General features: G+C 42.2%; 15 protein-coding genes. 14 read left to right on the top strand and 1 reads right to left on the bottom strand.

The genetic code is table 11. The features are described from left to right. Nucleotides 1-91 precede the first annotated feature (91 nt). The 6 genes from WDA22_00170 (at nucleotide 92) to WDA22_00145 (ending at nucleotide 14,245) form a co-directional block, all read left to right on the top strand. Entirely contained in the window at nucleotides 92-3,007 is a 2,916-nt protein-coding gene (locus tag WDA22_00170) for a protein kinase (GenBank protein MFA5831864.1), read from the top strand. Between the two features lie 26 nt (nucleotides 3,008-3,033). Next, entirely contained in the window at nucleotides 3,034-4,584 is a 1,551-nt protein-coding gene (locus tag WDA22_00165; protein MFA5831863.1) for a sigma-54-dependent Fis family transcriptional regulator, read from the top strand. Nucleotides 4,585-5,125: 541 nt separating this feature from the next. Next, a complete protein-coding gene (locus WDA22_00160; GenBank protein MFA5831862.1) occupies nucleotides 5,126-7,468 on the top strand; it encodes an alpha/beta hydrolase-fold protein in 2,343 nt (780 codons plus the stop codon). A 120-nt stretch (nucleotides 7,469-7,588) separates the two neighbouring features. Then, nucleotides 7,589-11,071: an ATP-binding protein gene (locus tag WDA22_00155; GenBank protein ID MFA5831861.1), complete on the top strand. Its 3,483-nt coding sequence runs from the start codon at nucleotides 7,589-7,591 to the stop codon at nucleotides 11,069-11,071. Between the two features lie 82 nt (nucleotides 11,072-11,153). Next, nucleotides 11,154-11,408: a T9SS type A sorting domain-containing protein gene (locus tag WDA22_00150; GenBank protein MFA5831860.1), complete on the top strand. Its 255-nt coding sequence runs from the start codon at nucleotides 11,154-11,156 to the stop codon at nucleotides 11,406-11,408. 89 nt (nucleotides 11,409-11,497) lie between these two features. Beyond that, nucleotides 11,498-14,245, top strand: coding sequence for a TonB-dependent receptor (locus WDA22_00145; protein ID MFA5831859.1), 2,748 nt, complete (start codon nucleotides 11,498-11,500; stop codon nucleotides 14,243-14,245). Nucleotides 14,246-14,410: 165 nt separating this feature from the next. Here the strand turns inward: WDA22_00145 and WDA22_00140 are convergent, their stop codons facing one another. After that, nucleotides 14,411-14,593, bottom strand: a complete 183-nt coding sequence (locus WDA22_00140) for a hypothetical protein (protein ID MFA5831858.1) — start codon at nucleotides 14,591-14,593, stop codon at nucleotides 14,411-14,413. Here WDA22_00140 and WDA22_00135 point away from each other — a divergent pair. The 8 genes from WDA22_00135 to WDA22_00100 all read left to right on the top strand — a co-directional run bounded on the left by WDA22_00135 (nucleotide 14,583) and on the right by WDA22_00100 (nucleotide 26,850). Next, nucleotides 14,583-16,238 carry a T9SS type A sorting domain-containing protein gene (locus tag WDA22_00135; GenBank protein MFA5831857.1) on the top strand — a complete coding sequence of 552 codons (1,656 nt, stop codon included), beginning with the start codon at nucleotides 14,583-14,585 and terminating at the stop codon, nucleotides 16,236-16,238. The two genes, WDA22_00140 and WDA22_00135, sit on opposite strands and share 11 nt — an antisense overlap. Nucleotides 16,239-16,517: 279 nt before the next feature. Continuing rightward, nucleotides 16,518-17,702 (top strand): T9SS type A sorting domain-containing protein, encoded by a 1,185-nt coding sequence (locus WDA22_00130; GenBank protein ID MFA5831856.1) that lies wholly within the window; start codon nucleotides 16,518-16,520, stop codon nucleotides 17,700-17,702. A 20-nt stretch (nucleotides 17,703-17,722) separates the two neighbouring features. Next, nucleotides 17,723-19,846, top strand: a complete 2,124-nt coding sequence (locus WDA22_00125) for a S41 family peptidase (GenBank protein ID MFA5831855.1) — start codon at nucleotides 17,723-17,725, stop codon at nucleotides 19,844-19,846. Between the two features lie 70 nt (nucleotides 19,847-19,916). Next, complete coding sequence (locus WDA22_00120) at nucleotides 19,917-22,709, top strand: SBBP repeat-containing protein (GenBank protein ID MFA5831854.1); 2,793 nt, start codon at nucleotides 19,917-19,919, stop codon at nucleotides 22,707-22,709. A gap of 34 nt (nucleotides 22,710-22,743) precedes the next feature. Then, on the top strand, nucleotides 22,744-23,586 hold the full coding sequence (locus WDA22_00115) for a hypothetical protein (protein ID MFA5831853.1): 843 nt from the start codon (nucleotides 22,744-22,746) through the stop codon (nucleotides 23,584-23,586). 246 nt (nucleotides 23,587-23,832) lie between these two features. Further along, entirely contained in the window at nucleotides 23,833-24,159 is a 327-nt protein-coding gene (locus WDA22_00110; GenBank protein ID MFA5831852.1) for a hypothetical protein, read from the top strand. Nucleotides 24,160-24,184: 25 nt separating this feature from the next. Further along, nucleotides 24,185-24,577 (top strand): hypothetical protein, encoded by a 393-nt coding sequence (locus tag WDA22_00105; protein ID MFA5831851.1) that lies wholly within the window; start codon nucleotides 24,185-24,187, stop codon nucleotides 24,575-24,577. A 425-nt stretch (nucleotides 24,578-25,002) separates the two neighbouring features. Continuing rightward, nucleotides 25,003-26,850, top strand: coding sequence for a M1 family metallopeptidase (locus WDA22_00100; protein ID MFA5831850.1), 1,848 nt, complete (start codon nucleotides 25,003-25,005; stop codon nucleotides 26,848-26,850). Nucleotides 26,851-26,890: the final 40 nt, after the last annotated feature.

Raw genomic sequence — 26,890 nt, 5'->3', positions numbered from 1 at the left:
ACCACTTCTAATTATTTCGCAGAAACACCTGGCATTCCATATTTTTTACCGCTGAACGCTTGAAGATAACTCCTTAAAAATGACAAACTTAATGATCGGTAAAATAATAGCACACTATAGAATACTCGACCATATCGGCGGCGGCGGAATGGGTGTTGTCTATAAAGCCGAAGATACCAAACTCAAACGTATCGTTGCATTGAAATTTCTTCCATCAGAATTCACCCGCGATCCTGATGCACGCAAACGCTTCTTTCGCGAAGCACAAACTGTCTCTTCCCTCCAACACCGCAATATTTGTACAATCCATGAAGTGTCAGAACAAGAAGATGGTCAATTATACATTGTGATGGATTATTATCAAGGTGAAACCCTCAAGCAGATACTGGAGCATGGTCCTTTGCAGATCAATAGAGCACTCAATCTTATAACGCAAGTTGTTGAAGGGATTGACGCTGCCCACAAGCGTGAAATTATCCACCGCGATATAAAACCGGCTAATATCATGGTAACACCCGATGGGATTGTAAAAATTCTTGATTTCGGATTGGCAAAAGCACAGAATGTCTCAACAATTACTATGATTGGAAGTACGCCCGGCACGGTGGCGTACATGTCACCGGAACAGGCAGTTGGGGGAATCGTCGATCGCCGGAGTGATATTTGGTCCGTCGGTGTACTATTGTATGAAATGCTCACGGGTCAACGTCCGTTTCAAGCAGATGTTGAACAGGGATTGATCTACGCAATTACGAATATAAGACAATCACCTCCCCGATCACTCCATCGTGAAATACCGATATCAATCGAACGCATTATTCAAAAAGCACTGCAAAAAAATCCGGTTGATCGTATTTCTTCAGCGGAAGATTTTCTTTTACTGCTTAAGGATATTCAAAAGCATAAATCATTCAATCAAAAAATTTTTACTCTTTTCTCCAATGTACAATTTCTTACAAAAAGTGAGAAAATCATTGTCGCAGTCGTATGTGTGTTCACCATTGGTGCACTGTTTGGTATCCGGTCGGTTCATCGCAATTCACAGGTCCGATGGGCGGAAACCGATATCCTTCCTGAGATCGTAAAACTTGCTCGCGAAGAGAAGTTCCTTCCCGCCTTTCGGCTCACACGTACAGTCGAGAAGCTGATCGCGGATAATCAAAAATTTCAACAGGCACTGAAAGAAATTTCTGGATTTGTCATCCTGACGACAAATCCGGAAGGTGCTGAAGTGCAGCTGCGGAATTACTCCAATGATGATACTGTGTGGGAATCAATTGGCAGAACGCCGTTAGACAGTGTACGTTTCCCGGCAGGATTTGGAAGGCTGAGAATGGTAAAAAAAGATTACGCTCCATTGGAGGTTAGTTTCTCTGTGTCAAGAGAATCACGATGGCCAAAGCCAACGATTGCCTCTTTCTCCCTTGAGAAAGAACAATCCGAGAAGTGCCGAATGGTAAAGATCCCTGCCGGCACTATTGATCCGGTTCTTCTCTATATGAATTTGCCGGAAGTTTCTCTGGATGAATACTATATCGACCGTTACGAAGTGACGAATTTGGAATTTAAACAATTTGTTGATGCCGGAGGTTATGAGAAGGAAGAATTTTGGAAAATTCCTTTCCAAAATAATAAAAAGATTATCCCCTGGAAACAAGCAATGCAAAAGTTCGTCGATCGTTCAGGACGACCGGGCCCTTCAACATGGTACAATGGTACGTACGCATTTGGTAATGATCTATTCCCTGTCGGCGGAATCAGCTGGTATGAAGCGGCGGCTTATGCCGCGTTTGCGAAGAAAAAACTCCCCACAATCTATCATTGGACCAAGGTAGCAGGATTTGAGCAAGGTTCGTTCATTATTAACACAAGTAACCTGAATGGAAAAGATCCTGCTTCGGTAGGTACCTATCAGGGTATCGGGCCGTTCGGCACATATGATATGGCAGGAAATGTTCGGGAATGGTGTTGGAATGAAATGGAAGGCGGCAGATGTATTATTGGAGGATCGTGGAAAGATGAACCGTATACGTTGTACAAATGGTCTGGACTCTCACCGTTCGATCGTTCTGCGACGAATGGTTTTCGTTGCATACAAAGTACAGAAAATCTTCCCGACACAGGTCGTGCATGGAAGTTTGTCAAACAGCGCAACATACTCAATTGCCGTTCGATAAAACCTTGCTCAGAAGAAACGTACAATTACATCAAACGAATGTATTCCTACGATCAGAGCGATCTTCATTCTGTCGTTGAATCGAGAGACAACACATCCGAGGAATGGATTAAAGAACGCATTGTTGTCGATGCCGCCTATAGTAACGAACGGCTGCCGATGGACATTTTCATACCGCGAACAGCGGTAAAGCCGATACAGCCGGTTCTTTATTTCCCGGGTAGTGCTGCGTTCGATGTCCGTGATTCACGATTGCTCCAATTGTCGATGATTAATTTCATCATCCAAAGCGGCCGTGCAGTTGTCTATCCTATCTACAAAGGAACGTATGAACGTGGTCCGTTCGGAACCGATACTCGATCGCGCGAGCGTGACCGCACAATAATGATGTGCAAAGATGCGATGAGAGCTATTGATTACATAATGACTCGTTCTGATTTTGATAGAGAAAAGATCGGTTATAATGGAATCAGTCTTGGTGGTAACATCGGATATATCATTCTTGCTCTTGATCCTCGAATTAAAGCGGCGGTATTTATGGGGAGTGGTTTCGGACAGACGCTCAAAACGGCAGAATATCCGGAAATATTCTATCCTAATTTTGCTCCAAAAGTAAAAACTCCCGTTCTCATGCTGAATGGTCGCTATGATTGTATTTATCCGGTGGAAGAATGTCAGCAACCGTTCTTCGACATTCTCGGAACACCCAATGCAAACAAGAAGCATTATCTTGCGAATAGCGATCACGTCGTTCCACGTGAGGATCAAATAAGAGAAACGCTGAATTGGTTAGACACGTATCTTGGCTCGGTAAAAACAGTCCTTCAATAAAAAGAAATTCAAACCGAAGGTACCATATGTCCGACGACATTACAACACTAAAAACACGAATCAGGGAACTTGAAGAGCTCCAGCTTTTTACAAATTCCTTAAGCGCAACACAGAACGTTTCTGAAACACTTCAACAGATAGCAGTGTGGTGCGCAAAGTATTGCCGTGCAGATGTTGCTTCGATCGTGCTTCTGAAACCAATTCACGGAGAATCAGTCGTCACCATAGCACGAACACCGGAATCAACCAAAGAGAATATTGACCATGGCATCAATGCCGTTGTCAGCGGATGGGTTTGTGAACATCATGCGCCTCTTCTCACTGACGATGTCATCCGCGACATGAACATTTTCTCTCCGTCGGAACGCCAGAAGAAATGTGCGGCAGCGCTTGCTGTACCGTTATTATTGGAAGATCAGATTATCGGCGTACTGAATATGGTGAATCATCGTGGCGGAAAAAATTTCACTGAAGAGACAAAGCGTATCGCCATGACCATTGCTCCGCTTGCAGCAAAATTCATCGAGCGTGCACGATTATATGAGCAACTCTCATTTGACAATGCACTCTTTCAGTCGTATCAAAGTCGTGGAGTGTACCAACGATGGATTCCGAGCGTAAATCCCGCAATGGAAGAAGTGATGGATCGCGTGAAACGTGTTGCCCCAACCGATGCAACCGTGATGATCACCGGAGAAACTGGAACAGGAAAAGAATTAGTGGCGCGGTTGCTCCATCTTCAAAGTCCACGGTCGGATAAACCGTTTATTGCTGTCAACTGTTCTGCAATTCCCATCGCGCTGGCGGAATCTGAATTCTTCGGTCATGAACGGGGTGCGTTCACCGGCGCAGAGACACTCCATAAAGGAAAATGTGAACTGGCAGAAAATGGAACTCTCTTCCTCGACGAAATATCAGCAATGCCGATCGATCTTCAGCCAAAGCTTTTGCGAGTGATAGAAGACCGTAGATTCAGCCGCATTGGAGCAAATATTGAATTGCGTCTGGACGCACGCATTATTACAGCAACAAATAAAGATTTGGGGGCAATGGTAAAACGGGGAGAATTCCGCGAAGATCTCTTCCATCGATTGAATGTTGTTCCGCTTCACCTCCCTCCACTTTGCGAACGTACAGTAGACATTCCACATCTCGCACAATCATTCCTGAAAGAATTCTCTTCGGAACAAAAACAATTTGCTGAAAAAACATTGGAGTATTTGAAATCGTTAGAATGGCGTGGTAATGTCCGCGAGCTCAGGAATACTGTTGAACGCATTGCGATTCTATCGTTGTCTTCCCAAATTCAAATCTCAGATGTAATCAAGTTTGTACCGTTGAACATTCACACACAACCAGTGAATCTCACTTCTGTGTTGAATTCTCTCATCGCTGCAAATGCCGATTCATCGAATCTTCTTGAAAAAATTGAAGAGCAACTCATTAATCTGGCATTGGCAAAAGCAGAGGGCAATATGACGCACGCGGCTGATCTGCTCGGTATTGAACGTACGGCAATGCGTAGGCGTGTCGATAAATATTCTGTGCCGGGAGAAAGAAAAATTAGCATCGAATAATATTTCTATACTACTGTGGTACAACAGTTGAGAGTTAAATAACTGATGTTATGCATATCTGTATTTTTTGGGTAAAATGGTTCGGCGCGGCGCAGAAAAGGTGTCCATCCTGAGTAAATCCTTCGCCTTTTGAAGGATGCGCCGAAGGATGACCTAACGGGTTAAGCCTGCGCCTTGCTCACCATGACCAGTTATATTGTTTTGCGTAACATCAGTTAAATAATATCCACAATGAAATATTCATTGGCCGTGATCTGGGTGGAAGTTCAGCGGTTATTTCTAAGCGAAATCGCCCACCACACCCGGCGAAATCACCCATCATCGAGGAGGCTCCTTCTCTTTTCTATTGTTTTCTCCATTTTTCCGTTGGTACTGTAATTGCAGTGATAAAGATGAAATCGTTGGATTCTATCATCTTTGATATTCTTATGAAATGGAGGGTATATCGATGAAACAAATGGTCTCTAATAAATATTGCGGAATTGTTCTGCAAATCTTTGGAATTATGCTCCTGACGTTTATTCTACTATCACAGAGCATAATGAGCCAAACAAAATTCAAAAAGTATAGCGGTAATCCTGTTCTCACGGCAGGACCAGCTGGATCGTGGGATGAAGCTGTGGATGGAATTTATGGCTGTTCAGTAATGTACCACGATTCAAAATACCATATGTGGTACGGTGGCTATAAAGGTTCTGTCGGTGCATTCGGATACGCATTCTCTAATGATGGTATAACATGGACGAAATATTCTGGTAACCCCGTTTTTACACCGGGTGCTCCCGGAGATTTTGATGCAATCATCGGTGGATGTTCCGTACTTTTCTACGCTGGAAAATTTCACATGTGGTATAACGGATGGAATAACGGAGTAACTCCTGTCACAACAAAAATCGGATACGCGTACTCCGATGATGGAATACACTGGATAAAACATCCTGCATTTGTTTTCGAAAAAGGACCTGTAGGTGCATGGGATGAAAAAAGCGTTGGCATAGCTTCAGTGATCAAAGAAGATTCTGTCTTCAAAATGTTCTATCAGGGAAAGTCCTCAACGAGTTCATGGATGACGGGCATTGCAACTTCGCCGGATTCAATTCATTGGACTCGTCAGAACTCGGGAAACCCTGTTCTTGGTGGTGGAATTTCAGGAGCGTGGGACCAATTTAGCCAAAATGCAGGAACCGTACTACATAATGGTGATCACTACGAAATGTGGTATGACAATCAAAGTAATGCTCCGTACTGCATTGGATATGCAAGTTCCACAAATGGCGGATTGAATTGGAATACATATTCCGGTAATCCAATTCTTACAGGAGATGCAGGAACTTGGGATGCCGGATTTACTATTTATCCTATGGCAGTTCGAAGGCCGGACGGACGATATTTGTTGTATTACACTGCTGTCAACGGTACTTGGTCAGTACAAAGTATTGGTCTTGCAATCGAAGATACTATGTCGGTTGTTGCATCGATGGGGCCAAAATTTAGTGCTTTTTATAATCACATTATTGCAGCAAGCGATTCGCAGAAAAGTGTAATTGTTGATAGCTTCTTCACTGCAAATCCAACAATGCCTTTTGTTGAAGATACAGTTGCTCACTTCGTCTATCGTGGAACTGCAAACAAAGTTACCATACCCAGCGATGCCAACGCAATGACAAACTTCGCATGGTCGATGGAGAGTATTCCTGGAACAGATCTGTGGTATCTGCCAAGAGTGTTTGAACGCGATGCGAGGATAGACTACGCATTTGTCATTAACGGAAGTTCCAGCCTGACTCTCGATACAAAGAATCCGCGAAAAGTTACCGGTGGTTATGGTGAAAAATCGGAATTAGTCATGCCGGATTATATCGATCCGCCGGAAATAAAATTGTATAAAGGAATTCCACACGGCACGTTGTATGATAGCACAGTGTTAAGTTTGAGTCTTGGAAACACGCGAACGATCCGGATCTATACGCCTCCCGGATACAATCCTGCAGCATCTGACAGTTATGCTGTCGCGCTATTTCAAGATGGACCCGAGTGGCTCAATTTCTGCAATGCCGCAAATATTCTCGATTACCTAATAGACAAGAAACGGATCCAACCAATAATTGGCGTCTTCGTACCGCCGGTAGATCGGAATGCTGAATATGGCGGTGCTCAAAAAGAGCTGTACGCCGCCTTTATTGCAAATGTGGTAATGCAATATATTGATGCACGATACAAAACCAAAAAAAATCCTGAGTCTCGCGCTGTGATTGGATATTCAATGGGTTCCCAAATCTCACTTCAGATTGGTTACAGTTATCCCGGCGTGTTTGGCAATGTTGGTGCATTCTCGGGTGCTAGCAGTCATAACCTCTTGGCATACAATGGCGAAAAGCGTCCACTCAAACTCTATGTTGATGTTGGGACGTATGAAAACCCAATTTCTAGCGGATGGAATTTTCTCGATGACGTTAGGGTATTTCATAAAACAATAAACATAATGATGTATGATCACGCCTACAACGAATGGCATGAAGGACATAGTTGTGGAAATTGGCGGGCACATCTGGATAATGCACTTGAGTACTTCTTCCCAGGGAGTGCTTTAGGAATTTCTCAGCAACAACAAGAGATCCCGTCATTGTATGCACTGATGCAAAATTATCCAAACCCGTTCAATCCTTCTACAGTGATCAGTTATCAGTTACCAGTGAACAGTAAAGTGAGTCTGAAAATTTACGATCTGCTTGGAAAAGAAATTGCCACGCTCGTGAACGAAGAACAGACTCCGGGATCGAAAAAAGTGGAGTGGAATGCAATGAATGTCTCTTCTGGCGTATATTTTTATAAACTGTCGACAGGTCAATATTCTGAAATTAAAAAAATGGTGCTCCTACGATAAGAATTTCAAGAGTAAAAGGTGTTATTTTAAAAGGGCCTTCGGGCTCTTTTTTATTTGTTGACCTAGAGGATGCAAATACGTATGTTCTTGCGAACAGAGTCCTGATTATCGGGATTTCCCATGAATCGAACAGAACATACTCTGGTTTCATTCTTACTATTGCTATCGTCGTTGTTTTTTCCAACGCTGGTATTTCCCACACACCTTCGCGTCCCTCATCAATATCGGACAATTCAATCGGCAATTAATGCATCAAAACCTGGCGACACGGTTCTTGTGGATGAAGGAGTCTATTTTGAGAATATTAAGATCAAAAAAAATATTATTCTCGCCAGCAGATTCATTCTTGACAGAAATCGATCTCATATCGAACAGACAATTATTGACGGCAGCCGCTCTCGCGACTTTTTACATTCAAGCACTGTAACGTTTTACGATCGCACAGACACAACATGTGTATTGATTGGATTTACAATTCGCGGTGGTTCGGGAAGTTACGATCACGCTCCCGGCGACGTTTTTAGCGAACATTGGATCGGTGGCGGTGGAATTGCGTTGAGTACTGCCGGAGCACGGATTGCATATAATATCATTCGAGAGAATGTCGTAACATCACGCGACTCCTTAACGTTTGTCTTTGGCGGCGGGATTGCAACGATCAATGCATCTAACAGAAAACCACTCCCTCCCTTTTTCATTATTGAATATAACACCATTCTCCAAAACCAGTGTACTAGCAAATATGCTGAGGCTGCCGGTATCTTTGTGGGTCAGCCAGGAATTGTCCGCTATAATGTTGTTATGCAGAACAAGGTTACATCACAAAAACGATCCCCTGGCGGTGGCGTGTATGTAGCTTTTTTTGACGAATATGATATTCGTGTGGATGGAAATTATATCTGTAAAAATTCTGCCGGCATTGGCGGAGGGGTTCTGGTTACATCAGCGTTCGTTCGACGCGGCAGAGCGATCTTTACGAATAATATCATTGCGAAGAACGATGCATTTGAAGTCGGTGGCGCTGTGAATGTTGCCGAAGAGGCGTATGCCATCTTCATCAACAATACTATCGTGAACAACCGAGGTCTCGCCAGCGGCGGCGGAGTGAATGTAACATATGGTGCTCATGCAACGCTCGTCAACAATATTATTTGGAAAAACGAAGTTGATCATATTTCACTTTGGGGAAATGTTCAAGCCTACCACAATCTTTCCGATGGAAATATGATAGGGGAAAATAATATTCAAGGCGATCCGGAATTTCTCCCAGACGATACGCTCTACCGTCTCTCCCCAAATAGTCCCTGCATCGGAATCGGAACGGGGGCCCTTCATATCATGGCAAAAGATTTTCCACTCTCTGAAAGAGATTTTAATAATCAAATGCGCTCTCAACCTACCGGTTCATTCCCTGATTTAGGAGCCGTAGAATCACCTTTTCAACAGAGCAACGTTACCGCCAACATTCTGAAGGAACAAAAAGAGTTCATCGAATCGAATGTCAAATTAACAATTCTTTTTCGCCAGACCACACCGGTAGAACGCAAAAAAGAAAGCCAGCAAATTCTGCGGGCAGGGAGAATGAAGACTACCGTTATTGTCAATGACTCTGACGCGACGATATTTGACGATGAACATCCCCCGCTTTCAATCACACTTCCGCCGGGAAGGAATCTGCTTGAAATTGAAATTCTTGCGCGAAATATCGATTCGTCAAAAGGACTTAATGTCTACTACCACCTAGAAGGTTCAGATCCTCAAGTGAGAATTCTTCGAAGGAATAGTTCTTATGTTTATTATAGCTATACCGATTTAAAACCAGGGACGTACCAATTAATCATTCAACCCCAAGATGAAGCTGGAATAATCGGACATACCAATAGAATCTCCATAGACATTTCTGTTTTCCCCTATTGGTATCAACGAGAGTGGGCGTTTATTCTTTTCGCATTTGGAGTTCTTGCAATAACATTCGCTCTCTATCGGACCAGGGTACGACGGATCCTGTTAGAACAAAAATTACTGACTGAACATCTTCAAACTGAGAAGTTAAACGAATTGAACCAACTAAAATCGCGGTTCCTTGCCAACGTTTCACATGAACTGCGCACTCCCCTCTCCCTCATACTGGGTCCAACAGAACATTTGCTCAGTCGAACCAATGACAACGAAGGAGTTGAACAATTAGGACTGATTAAGCGAAATGCTCAACGATTGATGCGGATGATTGAGTTGTTGCTGCAATATTCCCGGTTAGAATCGGGCACGATTAAACTCCGAGTTTCCCAAGAAGATGTTGTTCCTATCCTTCGCCGAATTACAGGATATTTTTCCAGCCCAGCAGCAAAGAAGCAGATTGAACTTCGATTCATAACAGAAGAGGAACATATTGACGGCTTATTTGATGCAGAAAAGATTGAACATATTCTTCAGAATTGTATCTCCAACGCCATAAAATTTACACCAGCAGGAGGATCGATTGAAGTACGGGTAAAACACGATCGTATGAATTTGATTCTTACAGTGAAAGATACAGGTGAAGGGATATCACCGGAACACCTGCCGCATGTGTTCGAACGATTTTACCGTATTGATGCAACGCACAAGACAGAAGGGACAGGTATTGGTTTATCACTTTCGAAAGAACTCGTTGAAATTCATCATGGCACCATCCTTCTTGAAAGTGAATTTGGGAAAGGAACTGTCGTCACATTGCATATTCCCCTTTCAGGATATGCATATTCAGAAATTTCTTCTCAATTGAATGGAACTACTGTTTCGGCAAGACAAAAACATGAACCGCTATCGGCCATTGTTGCGGAACAATTTATTGAAACCGATGATCGGCCGATTATTTTAATAGCCGAAGACAATGAAGATGCTCGTATTTTCATCCGGTCTCAGTTGTCGAAACAGTTCACGATTCTTGAGGCAGTTGACGGAGAAGAGGCGCTCAATAAAACAAAATTCCAAATCCCTGATCTTGTCATCAGCGATGTGATGATGCCCAAAAAGGATGGACGCGAACTGTGCAAGGAATTAAAACAGGATGAACGGACATGTCATATCCCCGTTATTCTCTTGACAGCGTTAGCTGATAAAGAAGATAAGATCAAAGGATTAACAACGGGAGCGGATGATTATTTGGTAAAACCGTTTGATGCACAGGAACTATTAACTCGCGTTCGAAATCTATTGGAGAACAGAAAAATTTTGCGTGAAGCGTTTGGAAAAACAGTTCCGTTAAAACCGGGCGAAATACCGATTGTATCTCTGGACGATACCTTCCTGCAAAAGGCACTGATAATCATTAATAGACATATCTCCAATCCCGAATTTGGCGTTGAGATGTTTGCACAAGAGATATTTCTCAGTCGGACACAATTGCATCGAAAACTGAAAGCGATCACTAATTTTTCTGCTAACGATTTTATCCGTCATCTGCGGATGATCCGGGCAAAAGAATTACTTGAACATAATACCGGTACTATTGCCGAAATTGCCGACTCTGTCGGGATAACAAACCATTCCTATTTTGCAAAATGTTTTCAGGATCAGTTCGGCATCCTTCCAAACGAAGTGCGTAAAACAAGTCAACAATAGACTCAACACGTTAAGACAGACATAGTACGGTGAACTATTCAATGATATACTAATCGTTTTATACAGTTTATTCAAGGAATGTATGTATACATTCACTTCGTCACTAAATTTGCTGATTGGTCGTTCATTTTTGTTACTTCGTCATTATGCACTTCCCTTCCCTGCGAAAGTAAAATTGATCATTTATGATATTCTCGGAAGAGAAGTTGCTACCCTTGTCAACGAAGAACAATCTGAAGGATGGAAAGAAGTGACCTGGAATGCTTCCACTGTTTCAACAGGGATATACTATTACCATCTTCATACAAATAATTTCAGCAATACAAAAAAATGCTGATGATACGATAGTATCATATGCCGAGGTGAAACCATACTGAGAGAGTCCACCTATCATAACATGACATTCCATTCCTCATAAAGGTGTGTATGAATAGACTTACCGTGTTTATTTCGCAGTTGAAAGGGATTTTTGTTCACTGTATCCATCAACGTGGAAAGTTGAACAACAACATTCATTTCCAGCAACAAATATTCATTGCTTTCAGTTGTTTCGTTTTGGCATTTATGGAGCAACAAACATTGTATGCTCAACATATTACCGGGAATCTGCTGCTCACAACTGCCGATTCACTTGGTCAACCGATTCCGGATGTGACGGTGGTTATTACCGGCAAGCATGTACTTGGCACTCAAGGTACAGTATCCGATGCGCACGGGCGTTGTGAAATATTCAATATCCCTCCGGGAAGCGTTTCTATTCGGTTAAGCCATATTGCCTATGCACCCCTCACCATTGAACATGTTCTTATCCAAATGGGAAAATCGACGTCGCTCGGAACGATTAAACTTCAAAGTCAAATTGTGGGTATGGCGGAATTGATTATTTCCGGCGAACGTCCTATTATTGATCCCCGCTCAACAACCTATGGCACAAATCTTCAGTCAACCGACATTCAGGATCTCCCGATTGATAGAAATTATCGAAACACCGTTACATTAGTACCGCAAGCCAGTGCTAGTTATTATGGCGACGAAGCAAATATCAGCGGTTCCACCGGAAATGAAAATAAATATTTAGTGGACGGTGTTGAAGTGACGGATCCATTCACCGGATCGACCGGCACTACGCTCCCATACAACTTTATCCAGGAATTAGTTGTCACTCCAGGAGGGTACGGAGCGGACACACGCAGCACTCTTGGAGGATTGATAAACGTTATTACATTTTCCGGTACCAATGAATTTCATGGATCTGTATTCGGTTTTTATACCGGCAATTCATTCATTGGCAGAACGGAACTCGGATTATTGGATCCGACACAAGGAGATTTTTCAAATTATGATGTCGGATTTGGGCTTGGCGGGCCAATCATACGCGATGCGTTATGGTTTTTTACAGCATACAATCCTACCGTAATGCAGAGAGATATTAATGTTCCCGGATTTGGAATCTATTCCGATAAATTAACTACTCATTCCTTTGCGGCAAAACTGACCTGGAAACCTGTTCAAGAATTGAGATGCGTTGTGACTGCAACCGGAGATCCAACAAAACAATACAGCGTTGGACGCGGTATTCTAGAGCCTCCGAAAGTTTTAACAAATCCAGATCCCTATTTACAAAATATTACATCCGGTGGCATCAATCTCTCCTTCAATGGCATCTGGATGCCCAATAATTCCATAATGTTCGAGACAAATGTTGCCAGAGTAAGTACTGACGCAATCGGCGCTGCCGCAACACAGCGCGGTGCAACCGAAATATTTTATGTTGATAATGTAACAAGAACATTGTCCGGAGGAATACCCGCGACATGGAATGCTCCTCGGATAACATATTTGACCGGCATCAAAACCACGCTACATTATGGCAACCATACATTAAAAACAGGCATTGAGTATAAAGATAACAGTATCGATAATCAATATCGTTATCATTCCTACCAAAAATATGGAAACTCAACATACTATGAATACATAGGAGAAGGCTATGGAATTGTACACCACCGAAATCCTTCACTATTTATTCAAGACTCTTGGCAACTTTGGAGTGCTGTAAATATTCATGGTGGTATTCGCTGGGATGGCCAGTATATGATAGGATCGAATGGTGTAATAGCACAGGAAGTTGCAATTCCACTACAGCCGCGGTTCGGTTTTGTTATTGTCACCAATCAAGAAAATACCGAAAAGATCTATGGCTCGGCGGGACGATACGCACAAGAACTCGCCCTGATGCTCTCCGCAGATTTCCATTCTGCAGGGGGATATAATTATTCTTTCGCATATAATCACGATCCAAGAGATTCTGCTACCGGCGGCATCAAAGTCTATAACAACACGCATACTATCCGTCCTAAGATTCCCGATCTGAGGGGACAGTTTTTTGATGGAATCAGCCTTGGATATGAACGGGTGATAGGAATGAACATTCGCGTTGGAGTTCAAGGTGTGGTGAAAAAACTTGGAGATGCGGTCGATAACGTATTCCTCATTGATTCGGCGCGGCACCAATTTGGGAATCTCGGAAGTGGAATTTTATCCGAATGGCCGAAGGCTACACGTGAATATACCGCTTTAATTTTCACCATACAGCGCCACAATGATGAGCATGTTAATTTTCTTGCTTCGTATGTACTGTCACGAGACCGTGGTAATTATGAAGGACTCTTCGATGCCTTCAACCATAATGGTTTCCCTCATCAAAATGTCACATTCAACGATCTCAACACTGCCAGAGTAAATGCGACAGGGCTCGTTCCAAACGACAGGACTCACGTTTTCAAATTTTCCGGATCGTACCGTTTCCCGTTTGGAATGACGACCGGTATCTCATTCATCGCTCAAAGTGGAACACCGCTCAGTGAATATGCATATTCAGATTATGGTATACGATTTCTTTCTCCCCGTGGTTCTCAAGGACGGACACCTTCCATCTGGGATTTAAATGCCCGTCTCATCTATAAAATACCATATTCTTCTTTTGTGGACACAAGGCTTATTCTTGACCTTTTCCATATAGCCAGCCAACGCAAACCCGTGGATATTAATCAAGCCCGTTATAGATATGCCGATCCGGCGGGAAACGTTCGATCTCCAAATTCAACATACGGTAAAGCATATCGGTATCAACCTCCAATGTCTGGACGATTAGGAGTTGAGATGGACGTTTAGCATATCTTTTTAATCTCTTCGGGTAACATTCTCCGCAGGTTGTCCGCCTGAGCCAGGCTTGTGGTACATTTCCTGCAACCTATAGAGAGGTTATTCTGATGCAATCGAAAAAAATACAATCATTACGGTTGCATCAGAATCGATAAATTCCACTCTCCTACTCCACTAAAAATCATACTTTTTAATCTCTTTTCTCGCCCAATCCTTCAACGATGAATTATGCAACAATTTTGGCATAGTTTGCACCATCTGTGTTAACGCTTTAGCATACACATTCATTATTTTGCGCAGTGCTTTTCTTGTTTGCGTATTAAACCACACACAATAAGGAGGATTTATGCGTTCCATTTCTACTGTTTTTCTCACAGTTTTTATCTCGCTAGTTTCTACCACCGAAGCAATCACGCGTAAAGTCCCGCAAGAGTACACCACAGTCCAACTGGCAATCAATGCTGCAGCGAATGGAGATACCATTCTGGTGGCTGAAGGAACCTACCTTGAAAATATTGTTATCACAAAAAAAATCATTCTCGGCAGTCGGTTTATAATCGATAAAGACACATCACATATTTCGAAAACCATACTGGATGGTGGTATTCCCACACATCCAGATTCGGCTTCAGTTATCCGCATCTTTGCAGGGACCGACACAACAACGGTGATCTCGGGTTTCACAATTCGTAACGGTAAAGGGACCAAATTGGATTTAGCCGGTACAGCAGATTGGGTAACAGGTGGCGGCATTCTCATCTTTGCTGGCGGTGCAACAATCACTTACAACACCATCTCCAATAACACACTCAATTCTGCCCTCGGTGTGTATGGCGGCGGAATCACAGTCGATCCGTATCTTGGACCGATCAACTATTGGATTATCGACCACAACAATATTACGAATAATGTCATTACCTCATTGACTATTGCACCGAGCTTGGGTGCCGAGGGAGGTGGAGTATGGTTAACGGGAAATGGAAGATTTACGAACAACGTTGTCTCCGGAAATATTGCTACTAGCAATGGAACACATTCCGCTGGCGGCGGGATCTCTTTAATTGGGTCTTCAACAGTTCTCATCGCAAACAATAACATCCGAAATAACTTTGCAAATAATGGGGGTGGGTTCTGGATGGGTGCGGCAACGCAAACAACGAGGCCGTCGGTTACAGTTCAAAACAATTTAGTTATTAGCAATTCGGGAACAAGCGGTGCTGCAATGAATATCCTCAGCGGAGATTTTAAGCTTATCAATAATACCATCGCGTATAATTATGGTGATACGGCAATAAAGCTATTTAATTTCCGTGGCGGTTTGACGTTCCTTCTCCTCAATAATATTGTTTGGAATCCAGAATTCCCGGGCCAGATCTTCCCCATAGATTTATCTGTCGGCAGTTATAATAATGTTCGAAGCGGCATGGTCGGAACAGGCAACATCAATACCGACCCTCTATTCGTTCCGAATAATTCTATGTATCCTCTTTCTGATTCAAGTCGTTGTATAGGAGCCGGAAGTACTTCCGCGTCAGTTGGCAGTTTAACATTGAATGCACCATTATTTGATTATTTCAACTCAGCTCGTCCTCGTGCGGCGGATAGTAATCCAGATATGGGTGCCGTAGAGAATGATCGTTCATTCCCAGTCACTTCCGTAAAAGAAATTGTGGACGGAATTCCTGTTTCTTTTGACCTTAATCAAAACTACCCCAATCCATTTAACCCGACTACCTCTATTGGATATGCGCTCCCCTTCTCCGCTCACGTGAAGCTGACAATTCACGACATTCTCGGAAGAGAAATTGCAACACTCGTAAACGAAGAACAATCGGCAGGATGGAAGGAAGTTGAGTGGAATGCACTGAACGATGCGAGTGGACTTTCCGCTATAGGCGCCCGCCAGCCATCGGTCGGGCTGGGATACGCCTCTGGCGTATATTTTTACAAACTGACAGCTGGAACATTTGTTGTAACGAAGAAAATGTTGTTGGTGAGATGAGAAAAAATGTAGGGAGGGTCATCTGACCTTCCCTAAGACATGGATTGCCCGCTCAACGAGTCGAGATCTTCGACTAGAACGCAAGGCGGACTGATCATCCGTGCCTACAAAAACGAAAAACAATCTGCGATATGGAAAGAAGTGCAATGGATGCTGGTAATTTTACTAGCGGTATATTTTGTGAGAATGCAAACAGAGAATTTTAGAAACGAAATAAACAAGATTGAGTCCACCTTGGAGGTGAGCTCAATCTCATGTAAAAAATAATTTGGAGTATGTATGAAACAGATTTTTATTACGTTTTCCATTTTGTGCATTATCGTTTCACCATCGGTATCACAGGAGACCTGGATTCTTCAGTGGGAAACAATGAATCGAACGTGTCTCGTGGATTTCCCATCATCTCGAACAGGACAAACAGGGCTGCCTGTTGTATTTAATCTGCATCCGTATGATTGGACTGCCAGCCAAACGCGAAATTATCTAAAGATGCATTTGCTGGGTGACAGTGTCGGTTTTATCACTATCTATCCCAGCGCGAGTGATCTCACTCATTGGAATAGCGGTATTTCTGACAATCCCTCTTGGGTAACTCCAAATTCTGATGATGTCGGATTCATATCAAAAATTATTGATTCACTGATTGTGCGATACACCGTCGATACCTCGCGTATGTATTCGTGCGGTTATTCTAATGGCGGGTTTATGAGTTTAAAACTAGCGGGACAGCTTGGGAACAGAATTGCAGCAATTGCAAGTGTTTCGGGTATTCTTTCCAATAGTACTGCGGCATCGTACAAAACGACAAAACCAGTACCTGCATTATTCATCCATGGCACAAGTGACGGTGAGGTTCCCTACAGTGGGGGAAAAACAGGATGGTACTCAGTCGGTCAAACTATAGAATTTATCAGGAATAAAAATCTTTGCTTACTCCCCGCCGAAACACTCTATGTTCCCAATGTAAATCTCACAGATCAATCGACCGTTGAGAAGTATGCCTATCGGTCGTCGACAAATTTATCCAATGTCATTCTCTTCAAAGTGATTGGCGGTCGCCATGTATGGCCTGACGCACCTCCCTTAGGAAGTGTCCCTATCAATAGAGACATCAATGCCTCTCGTGAAATCTGGAATTTTTTCAAACTGTACACAATGTCCAACGTAACGACTTTTCAAGATTTTGGTGATATTATTTCTTCAGATTTCACTCTTTCTCAAAACTACCCCAACCCGTTTAATCCTTCCACAACCATTCGATACTCTTTACCCTCTTCCGCGTACGTAAAGTTAACCATTCACGATATTCTCGGGAGAGAAATTGCAACACTCGTAAACGAAGAACAATCGGCAGGATGGAAGGAAGCTAAGTGGAATGCAACTGGATTTGCGAGCGGCATGTATTTGGTACGAATGAGAACAAATAATTTCGTAGAGACGAAGAAAATTTTGCTGATGAAATGAAAATCTATATAAGAGGATCTATGAAAATAATTGTAGTGGCAGTGTTGCTCATCATCCAATGCATCTCAGCTCAAGGGTATACTCCAATTGGAAAATACACCGGAAAAAATTGGCAACAATGGATCGATACCACCTGGGGCCAGGGAATTTCTACCACTGAAAAACTAGCGATGTTTGATCTCTACTGGAACACTGTCGATCAAACATTCGGCGGATTTGTCAATCAGCAAGTCAATTGGGATTCATTGAAGAATGTCTACCGACCAATGATTGAAGCAGGAGTCAGCCGTGGTCGTTTTTATGGAATCCTTACCCGCTTAACATTGGCATTGAATGAATGGCATGTCTATGCCGTCGATATGGGCATAGACAGTTCGTTTAAGCATTATGGACTGTACGAATATCCTATAACATCGTTTGATTACAAACCAGGGTTACCGCTCTTTGTATCCAATGAACTTTTCTATACATCAAATTTTGGCGCCGGTGTAACAACAATATCAGACAGTATTGCGCTGGTTTATAGCGTCATGCCGAATCATCCATTAGGCTTACTGCCCGGTGATATCATCCTAGGCTATGATGGAATTCCATGGAAAAAACTAATGGAAGAGATCCTTGCGGCTGAACTTCCGGTGATTAAAGGAGGAGCGGTTTTTGGTTCAACACCCACCGTCCATAAGCATGTCGGTATTATGTGTGTAGGGATGAATTGGGGATTATTCGATACCATCGATGTTTTTAAATATGCAACTAAACAAACTGTTCATTTCCCGACATCATTATTAAGTAGTATTAAAAATCCATTTCCCATCGCTACCGAGCAATTACCGGTGAAAGGTGTCCCTTTCCCAAATCTTGCCGCAAAAGAGATGGTCTCCTGGGGAATTCTTGAGGGGACAAACATCGGGTATATCTACACTTGGGATTGGTATGGAGTGCCAACAGGGAACACCCAAACGCAGTTTTATCAGGCAGTAACTGATTTAGTGTTGACAAAAAAAGTGGATGGATTGATTCTTGACTCAAGAACAAATTGGGGTGGCGCTCCTCGATATGCCAATTCGGGATTTAGCATACTTTTTAATGAAGACCCGACTTCGAATTATCAAATTGCGGACAGGGTGCCCGGTAACGATCATTTTTTATTTACCATACGCTCTGCTCCTTCCAATCATTTCTTTACTCCCACATCCTATATTTTCGATCGTCCGATTGCCGTGCTCACAGGACCGAACAGCGGCAGTTCAGGTGATTATAACCCTTTCAGATTGCGCTTTCATCCAATGACGCGATTCTTTGGCAAGCCAACAAACGGTGCATTTACATTTGATCTTTCTCCGGAGTTTACGTATGGAAGTTCGTATTGGTACGCTCTGCCCCGCGCCGCAGTTTACACGAACGTAAATAACGAGGGTTATCTTGATCACCGCGGAAATCCGGTGGATGAAGAGCTCTGGTTGACGCAGGAAGGCGTTGCAAAAGGCGAAGATGCCGTTGTGAAACGGGCGCTTGAATGGATCAACAATGAAGCCCACGCACATTCACCAGCGGTAAACAAAACAACCTTCAGCTGGAACGAATCCGTAAAGCTGAACGTCATCGTCCGCAATCCATTGAGCCATACGATATCACTTCGCGCATTTACTGTACGACAAGATTCGGGTCCTGCAGATACAGCGCAATTCTTTAATGACGGAATGCATGACGATGGTGCAGCAAACGATTCCATCTGGGGATGCTATCTGAAATCGCCGAATGGAAATACAACGTTCGACTATAAAGTTCAATTCAATAACGTAACGACCGGAACATCTCGAACAGTTCTCTACAAGAATGCATTGGTAAGCCCAGTCGAAGAGAATATTAATGTACTTCCGCTAGATTATTCATTGTCTCAAAACTTTCCCAACCCCTTCAATCCATCTACTACAATTCGTTACGCGCTTCCCACCTCCGCTCACGTAAAGCTGACAGTTCACGACATTCTCGGAAGAGAGATCGCGACACTTGTGAATGAAGAACAGTCTGCGGGATGGAAGGAAGCACAGTGGAATGCTTCCGGTTTTTCAAGCGGGGTCTATTTTGCAAGGATGAGTGTGGGTAATTTTATTGGAACAAAGAAAATTTTGTTGATGAAATAAAAACGATGGATCCCACCAGTATGGGGGACTCTATCGTATTCAAAATTTAGAGGATGATAATGGAGACTGTATGAAATCAATCCACCATGTTGTCTTATCTCTCGTGTTTGCCACATTATTGTTCGGCCAAAATCCATCTGACATGTCAACACGCGATGGTCGAATTCATCTTGAACCGAAGGGGTGGAACAAAATCAAACACAATCAACGGACTCACTCTGCAATTGCCGCATCACATCAATTCAAACAATTTCAAGAGCAGCATAGATTTTCTCGTAATGGTGTCGACACAGCATGGATACGATATTTTGCTTCGGGCAACTTTTCGAGCAACGAAGAAGCTGTAAAGATAGCAACCGATTTCATGGGAAACGTAATAGTGAGCGGGACGAGTGATTCGTCATTTACCGGAACTGATTATGTGACGATAAAATTTGATTCAACAGGAGTACAACAGTGGGTCGCACGATACAGTTCTACCGAACATTGGGATGTGGTTGCTTCTATGATAGTTGATACTCAGGGAAATATTTTTGTCACCGGTTCAGGCGGAACAGTCAAATACAATTCCACTGGACAACGTCAATGGACAGTTGAAGGAGATGGAAATTCTTTGGCTGTTGATGGGAAAGGGAATACTTATGTTGGCGGGGCTTCTGGAACAACCAAAATACATCCAACCGGAGAAGTAGTTTGGCGCGTCGATACCGCCTATTGCACTGCAATAACGGTCGATCAATTAGGCGGTGTGTATATCACCAATACAGGTCACATTACTATCGATGTATATTCATATTCATTTATCAAATCATCAAAATACAATAAAAACGGGAAACACCTTTGGACATCATCCTATTATGGGTTGCCGACAAGTAAAAGTTTTCCGGTAGGTATTCACGCTGATATCTATGGAAATGTTTATGTTTCTGGTACGTGCATCGCGCCAGGCGGGTACTATTACTTAGCAGACTATATCTTAATCAAATATGATTCTTCTGGAACGGAACAATGGGTACAAAAGTATAATGGACCCGGCCATGGTGCAGATTTCGCAACTGCATCCTCTATCGATAAATTTGGCAATGTTTATATAACAGGCAGCAGCGTCGGACTTCAAGGAGTCGGCCAATATTATGCAGATTATGCTACTATTAAATATGATTCAGCAGGTATTCAGCAATGGACTGCACGATATAATGGTCCCAGCAATTTTGACGATGTTCCTGAAGAGGTGACAACTGATAATGCAGGTAATGTATACGTCACAGGCAGAGGGGATTGGTCATGCACCACTGTTAAATACAATGTATCGGGACAAGAACTTTGGGCTGCACAAAAGAAAATTACCGTCAACGATTGGGATGTTGGAGTTTCAATTGCCGTGGATAACTCGGGTAATGTTTGTATTATTGCAAATTCAGACTATACAACAATCAAATACAATTCTGCCGGCATACAACAGTGGATCAAAACCTACAAGGGTCCGGGAGATAGTCGTGAAATACTTAATGCATTTACTGTTGATGAGATGGGTAATGTGTATGCGGCCGGTGTAACACAAGACTTTGACAATGATTACCTCCTGATCAAATACAATTCATTGGGGGGCCTGCAATGGGTAGCAACATATGGAAACAAAAACAATAAAAGTGATGAAGCCACCTCACTCATCGTTGACAAGTCGGGTAATATTTACGTGACTGGTAAAAGTGACTCAAGCTGCGTAACAATAAAATTTGACCCATTCGGAAACCAACGATGGCTGGCAGAAATACAAGGGGACTACAAGAATAAATTTCCCTCCATTTTTTTGCATCCAAACGGCAATGTGTACATTCTAGAAACAGGTACTATCGTTTCATATGATCCGCAAGGAAATAAAGTTTTGCAAAAAGATTTCTCTGGATCTACATTTACATTCGATCAAAAAGGAAATTTGTTTGCGGTGTCAGCGGATTACGATTTCGATCAATCATATATAGTTATTACAAAATATGATCAATATGGAAACCTTAACTGGTCAGGAAAAATTGACAGCGCATACTATCACGATTATTATTTCCCAACTGCTGTGGAAACAGACTCATTGGGAAATATTTTCATCACTGGAGGCTTTGAAGATGAAATGTCGTTTTCACAACTTTTTGTTTCAAAATTTGATACAGCCGGCCACTTTCAATGGTTTGCACAACATTCCGACAGTACATTTGGAGATTCACAAGGAAATGCGATTGGGATCACCAATAATGGAAACGTTTTTGTGACTTGTACAAAAAACTCTTATACAAACATTGAGTATATGACATTACTCTATGATGAAGCAGGGACACTTCGTTGGAGCAAAAAGATCGGCGGGATTGACCTCACCATTGATCATATGGATAATATTTATGTCTGCGGTGCCACAGGAACAACAAAATGTAATGTAAATGGAGATATTCAATGGTCGATACCTTTTACTGCAAATCATATAATTCTTGATGACAAAGGGAATATTTTTTTAAGTAAAACTATTACATGGGATGTGGGATCAGGTATCTTGATAGCCAAACTGCAACAAACTCCAACATTTGTTAACACTACACAAATCGAGTTGCCTTCATCTTTTGCGTTATTCCAAAACTACCCCAATCCCTTTAATCCTTCAACGGTGATCAGTTATCAGTTACCAGTGACTAGCAGAGTGAGTATAAAAATATCCGATCTTCTTGGAAGAGAACTTGCAACGCTCGTGAACGAGGAACAATCAGCTGGATGGAAGAAAGTGGAATGGAATGCGAGCAGGTATTCAAGCGGAATATACTTTCTCACAATGTGTGCCGATAATTTTTCTCAAACAAAAAAATTGGTTTTGATGAAATGATATTTCAAGAACGATTTGAATGTAACGACATATTATGAAACGATTTACTCAAAAATATTATTCTTCATTAATCTTTGCCTGTTGTTCTATCTGCTTTTTAAGGTTTTTCAGTAGCTGCGGGCTTCTTACTAATCAAGAGTATGAATTTAGAGAGATTTATACGGACACGACAGAACAGTTCTACTATTCAAAAGAAGCTGTGAATGAATTCTTAACAATGAGACAACGATTTCCTCCTGATTTTTATTCTGATACACTCATGAACTCCGTCGATGCAAAAACCGCAGTTGTTCTCTACATCATTCCCGATTCCATCAATCACAGTACGGATGACAGTGCAACAGCTCGCCACTGGGTAATAAATTCTATTCCGGCGTGGCAGGGAGAAATTATTTTAAAACAAACGGGAACGAACGAGAAGTATTTTCAATTTTTCCGGTCCAACCAAACGTTTACCGTAAGTCAATTGTATTACAGAGTCAGCAAACAAAAATATGCTTCAATTCCCAAACCACCTTCCGTCAAACGATCCTCTTTAATGGAGAATGATTTTTTGACATTTGAAGCTACTTTCAATGTTCGTCCAATTTCAGTACAAACAGTTAAGGAGTTCTCCGAATATGTGTGGACAACATGGAAGATGACGCATACCGGAACAGGTATGGTCTTCAAACCGCATATTATTGATGAAAGAGTCACAACGAATACTGATTCTACCATCGCTTATTCTTTGTACGAAATTACTGGGTATCAATATGACAATAAGAATGAGTATCGGTATTTTGCCAATAAATTGACTTTTAATTTCAACAAACAAAACCGTGCTGTTTCTTTGAACACCAAAACCATTAGAAAATATCAAGAAACGGGTAAATAATTACAGAATAAGACCAGTTTTTCGAAATAATATTCTGCTTGATTCAATAGTTTATTCCATGTACGTTTACATCACTTACGCAATGCCTTTCGTCGGTTCATGCTGCGAATTGAACTTGGGGATCAAAGTTGCAATTCCTTACGTACCACCTCCCTTCTGCCGACCACAGGTATTTTTGAAATTTCGCATGCCATCTTTTCAAGACATAGCGAATCTCTATCCGGTATTTTGAGTCGTGGAGTTACCATGAACGGAAATATTTGTCCGCAATGCGGAAATGTAGTAATGTCATATCGCCAGTTTTTTCGAGAAGCAGAACCGTATAAAATTTCTCTCTGTAGCCACTGTAATGCAAGACTGAAACGTAGCCCAAAAGTATATCTGCATATTGGTGTAATGTCACTTCTTATTGTCGTTATCGGTACACCATTGTATGTGACAATGCTAAAAGCGCATATATCTGACACCATCATTTGGTTTACGATGATTCTCTGTTTTGCCTGCTGGGTATTACTCACAAATTATTTATCCTGGCGCATCATAGGTTGGAAGTTGGTAAATGACTCACCGTAGTCGATATTTTTGACAACGAGGACATATGTTCATCAAACTGCTACTAATTACCTTGGCGATAGCAACAATCACTTCTGCGCTCTGTGCATTTCTTTTTTCCAAACCTGTCACAAAAATTCTCATCCGACTCATTACCGAAGACCTTGCTCCCACATGGAAACGGTATATCACCTTCGCCGTATACGTTGTCGGTATTTCGGGAGGCGTCAGAATTTGGGAAATGGAAAAGTATATCACTCCGGATAAAGATGGGAAACTACTGATGCTAACTTCCGACCGGTGGGTGATAGAAATTTATAAGACGATCGTCGATTCACTGCAAAGCATTGCATGGATGTTGTTGATCTTTTTTTTGTTCGCTCTTCTTGGTTACGTCGTCATTCGAGGATTCGAAGCAAAACGAAATGTAGCCAACTAACGAAAGGAGTTTTTATGTGCCTGAGACCGTGGATTTGCAAATGGGTGCTATATCTCTTTATCGCAAATGTATTCTTCTGTTACAATTCGTGTGTTTTAAATTAAGACGAAATAAAAAGATCCTGTTTCTATTCAAAATAGAACTCGTTAATCTAACATAGCATTGATAAGAAAAACCCCGCTACTCCGCATTATTTTATACCATACCCTAACAACGATAATTTTAATGTTATGCTTTACAGATAAATGTGATTATTCTCATTCGTTTATTTAAACATCTGTCCTTAACGATCCAGCGAACTTTCAAAAATCACAACGCATAAAAATGATTAAAAAATTGTGTGCAAATAACAAGGAAACTTTTAGTTTCGATTTGTATATTGACTCATCATTATATGGATACTCTTTTAATTTCAGGAGCACGGTATGAAACATTTGTTTGCGCCATTACTATTGTTAACCCTTGTTACACTTTCCGTCATCTCACAGCCTAAATATACTATGAACGATATTCACTCGTATGCCAATTCGGAAGAGGTTATTATCAAACACCTGGGTCTCGATCTCTCGGTAAATTTTGAAGCGAAGACTCTCTCCGGAAAAGCCGCTATCACACTGAGACACAAAAAGAAAACTGATGTGCTCGTTCTTGATACCCGCGGACTCACAATCGAAAAGGTAACGCTTAACGAAAAAGAAATTCCTGCAAAATTCTCCCTTGGAAAAGAGGATAAAATATTCGGCAGTCCGTTAACAATTTCGATCACCTCAAAAACCACCCTGGTAACAATCTACTATACAACGTCACCAACCGCAGGTGCTTTACAATGGCTGGAGCCGTCGCAAACAGCGGGAAAAGAAAAACCTTTTTTATTTACACAATCACAGGCTATTCTTGCCAGAACATGGGCGCCATGCATGGATGGACCGGGAGTTCGAATGACCTATTCCGCAACTATTCGAACACGTCCCGATCTTCTTGCTGTAATGAGTGCTGGAAATCCGACAGCAAAAACAACCGATGGAGTTTATACCTTCGAAATGAAACAACCAATTCCCTCCTATTTATTGGCGCTGGCAGTCGGAGATTTAGAGTTTCAATCGCTGGGAAATCGCAGCGGAGTGTATGCTGAACCGAGTGTTATCGCAAAATCGGCGAACGAATTTGTCGATCTTGAAAAAATGATTGCCGCTGCCGAAGAATTATATGGTCCGTACCGGTGGGAACGATATGACCTTCTTGTGCTTCCCCCAAGTTTCCCCTTTGGAGGAATGGAAAATCCCCGCTTAACATTTGCAACGCCAACCATTCTCGCCGGCGACCGTTCATTGGTTGCACTTGTTGCGCATGAACTTGCCCATTCCTGGTCCGGAAATCTTGTGACCAACGCAACCTGGAACGACTTCTGGTTGAATGAGGGATTCACGGTTTATTTTGAACAGCGCATTATGGAAAAATTATATGGGCGTGAACATTCAGAGATGCTTGCAACGTTGATATTGAAAGATCTCAAATCAACTATCGCATCGTTAGGTACCTCAAACCCTGATACCAAATTAAAATTGGATCTTGCGGGAAGAGATCCCGACGAAGGAGTTACGGACATTGCCTATAATAAAGGGTATTTCTTTTTACGATTGTGCGAAGAAAGCATTGGCCGCGAACGATGGGATGCATTCTTAAAAAAATATTTTAATGAACATGCGTTTACACCGATGACAACTGAACTGTTCCTGGAAAATCTGGAGAATGAGTTCAAAATAAAAGCAAATACAAACTTAGCGGATAAACTAACGATCAATTCATGGGTATATTCACCGGGATTGCCCGAGAATTGCCCCCAACCGAAATCAAGTGAATTTGAAAAGGTTTCTGCGCAAGTACATGCATTCAACAGCGGGACTCCTGCTACACAACTAAACACACAAGGGTGGACAACTCATCATTGGCTTTATTTTCTGAGTAATCTTCCCGATTCCATTCAGTTGGAGAAAGTAATCGAACTGGATTATGCATTTTATTTTACCCGATCCGGCAATTCCGAAATCTTGTGTGAATGGTTTCAACGCTGTATCAAGTCGGATTATGAGACTGCATTCAGACCAATGAATACTTATCTCATAAATGTGGGCCGAAGAAAACTGGTCAAGCCGCTCTACACAGAACTGGTCAAAACGGAAAAAGGAAAAGCTTGGGCAAAACAAGTGTACGAAAAAGCCCGTCCCGGCTATCATTCGGTCACCTACAATACAATCGACGGCATTTTGAAATAAAAAGACGAACCACATAAACACAAAGTTCACGTAGAAGTAC

The organism is Bacteroidota bacterium (assembly GCA_041658205.1).
In the GTDB taxonomy this organism is placed as follows: Bacteria; Bacteroidota; Ignavibacteria; order UBA10030; family UBA8401; genus UBA8401.
The sequence above is the reverse complement of the archived record's forward strand: the minus strand, read 5'-3'. Positions and strand labels throughout refer to the sequence as shown.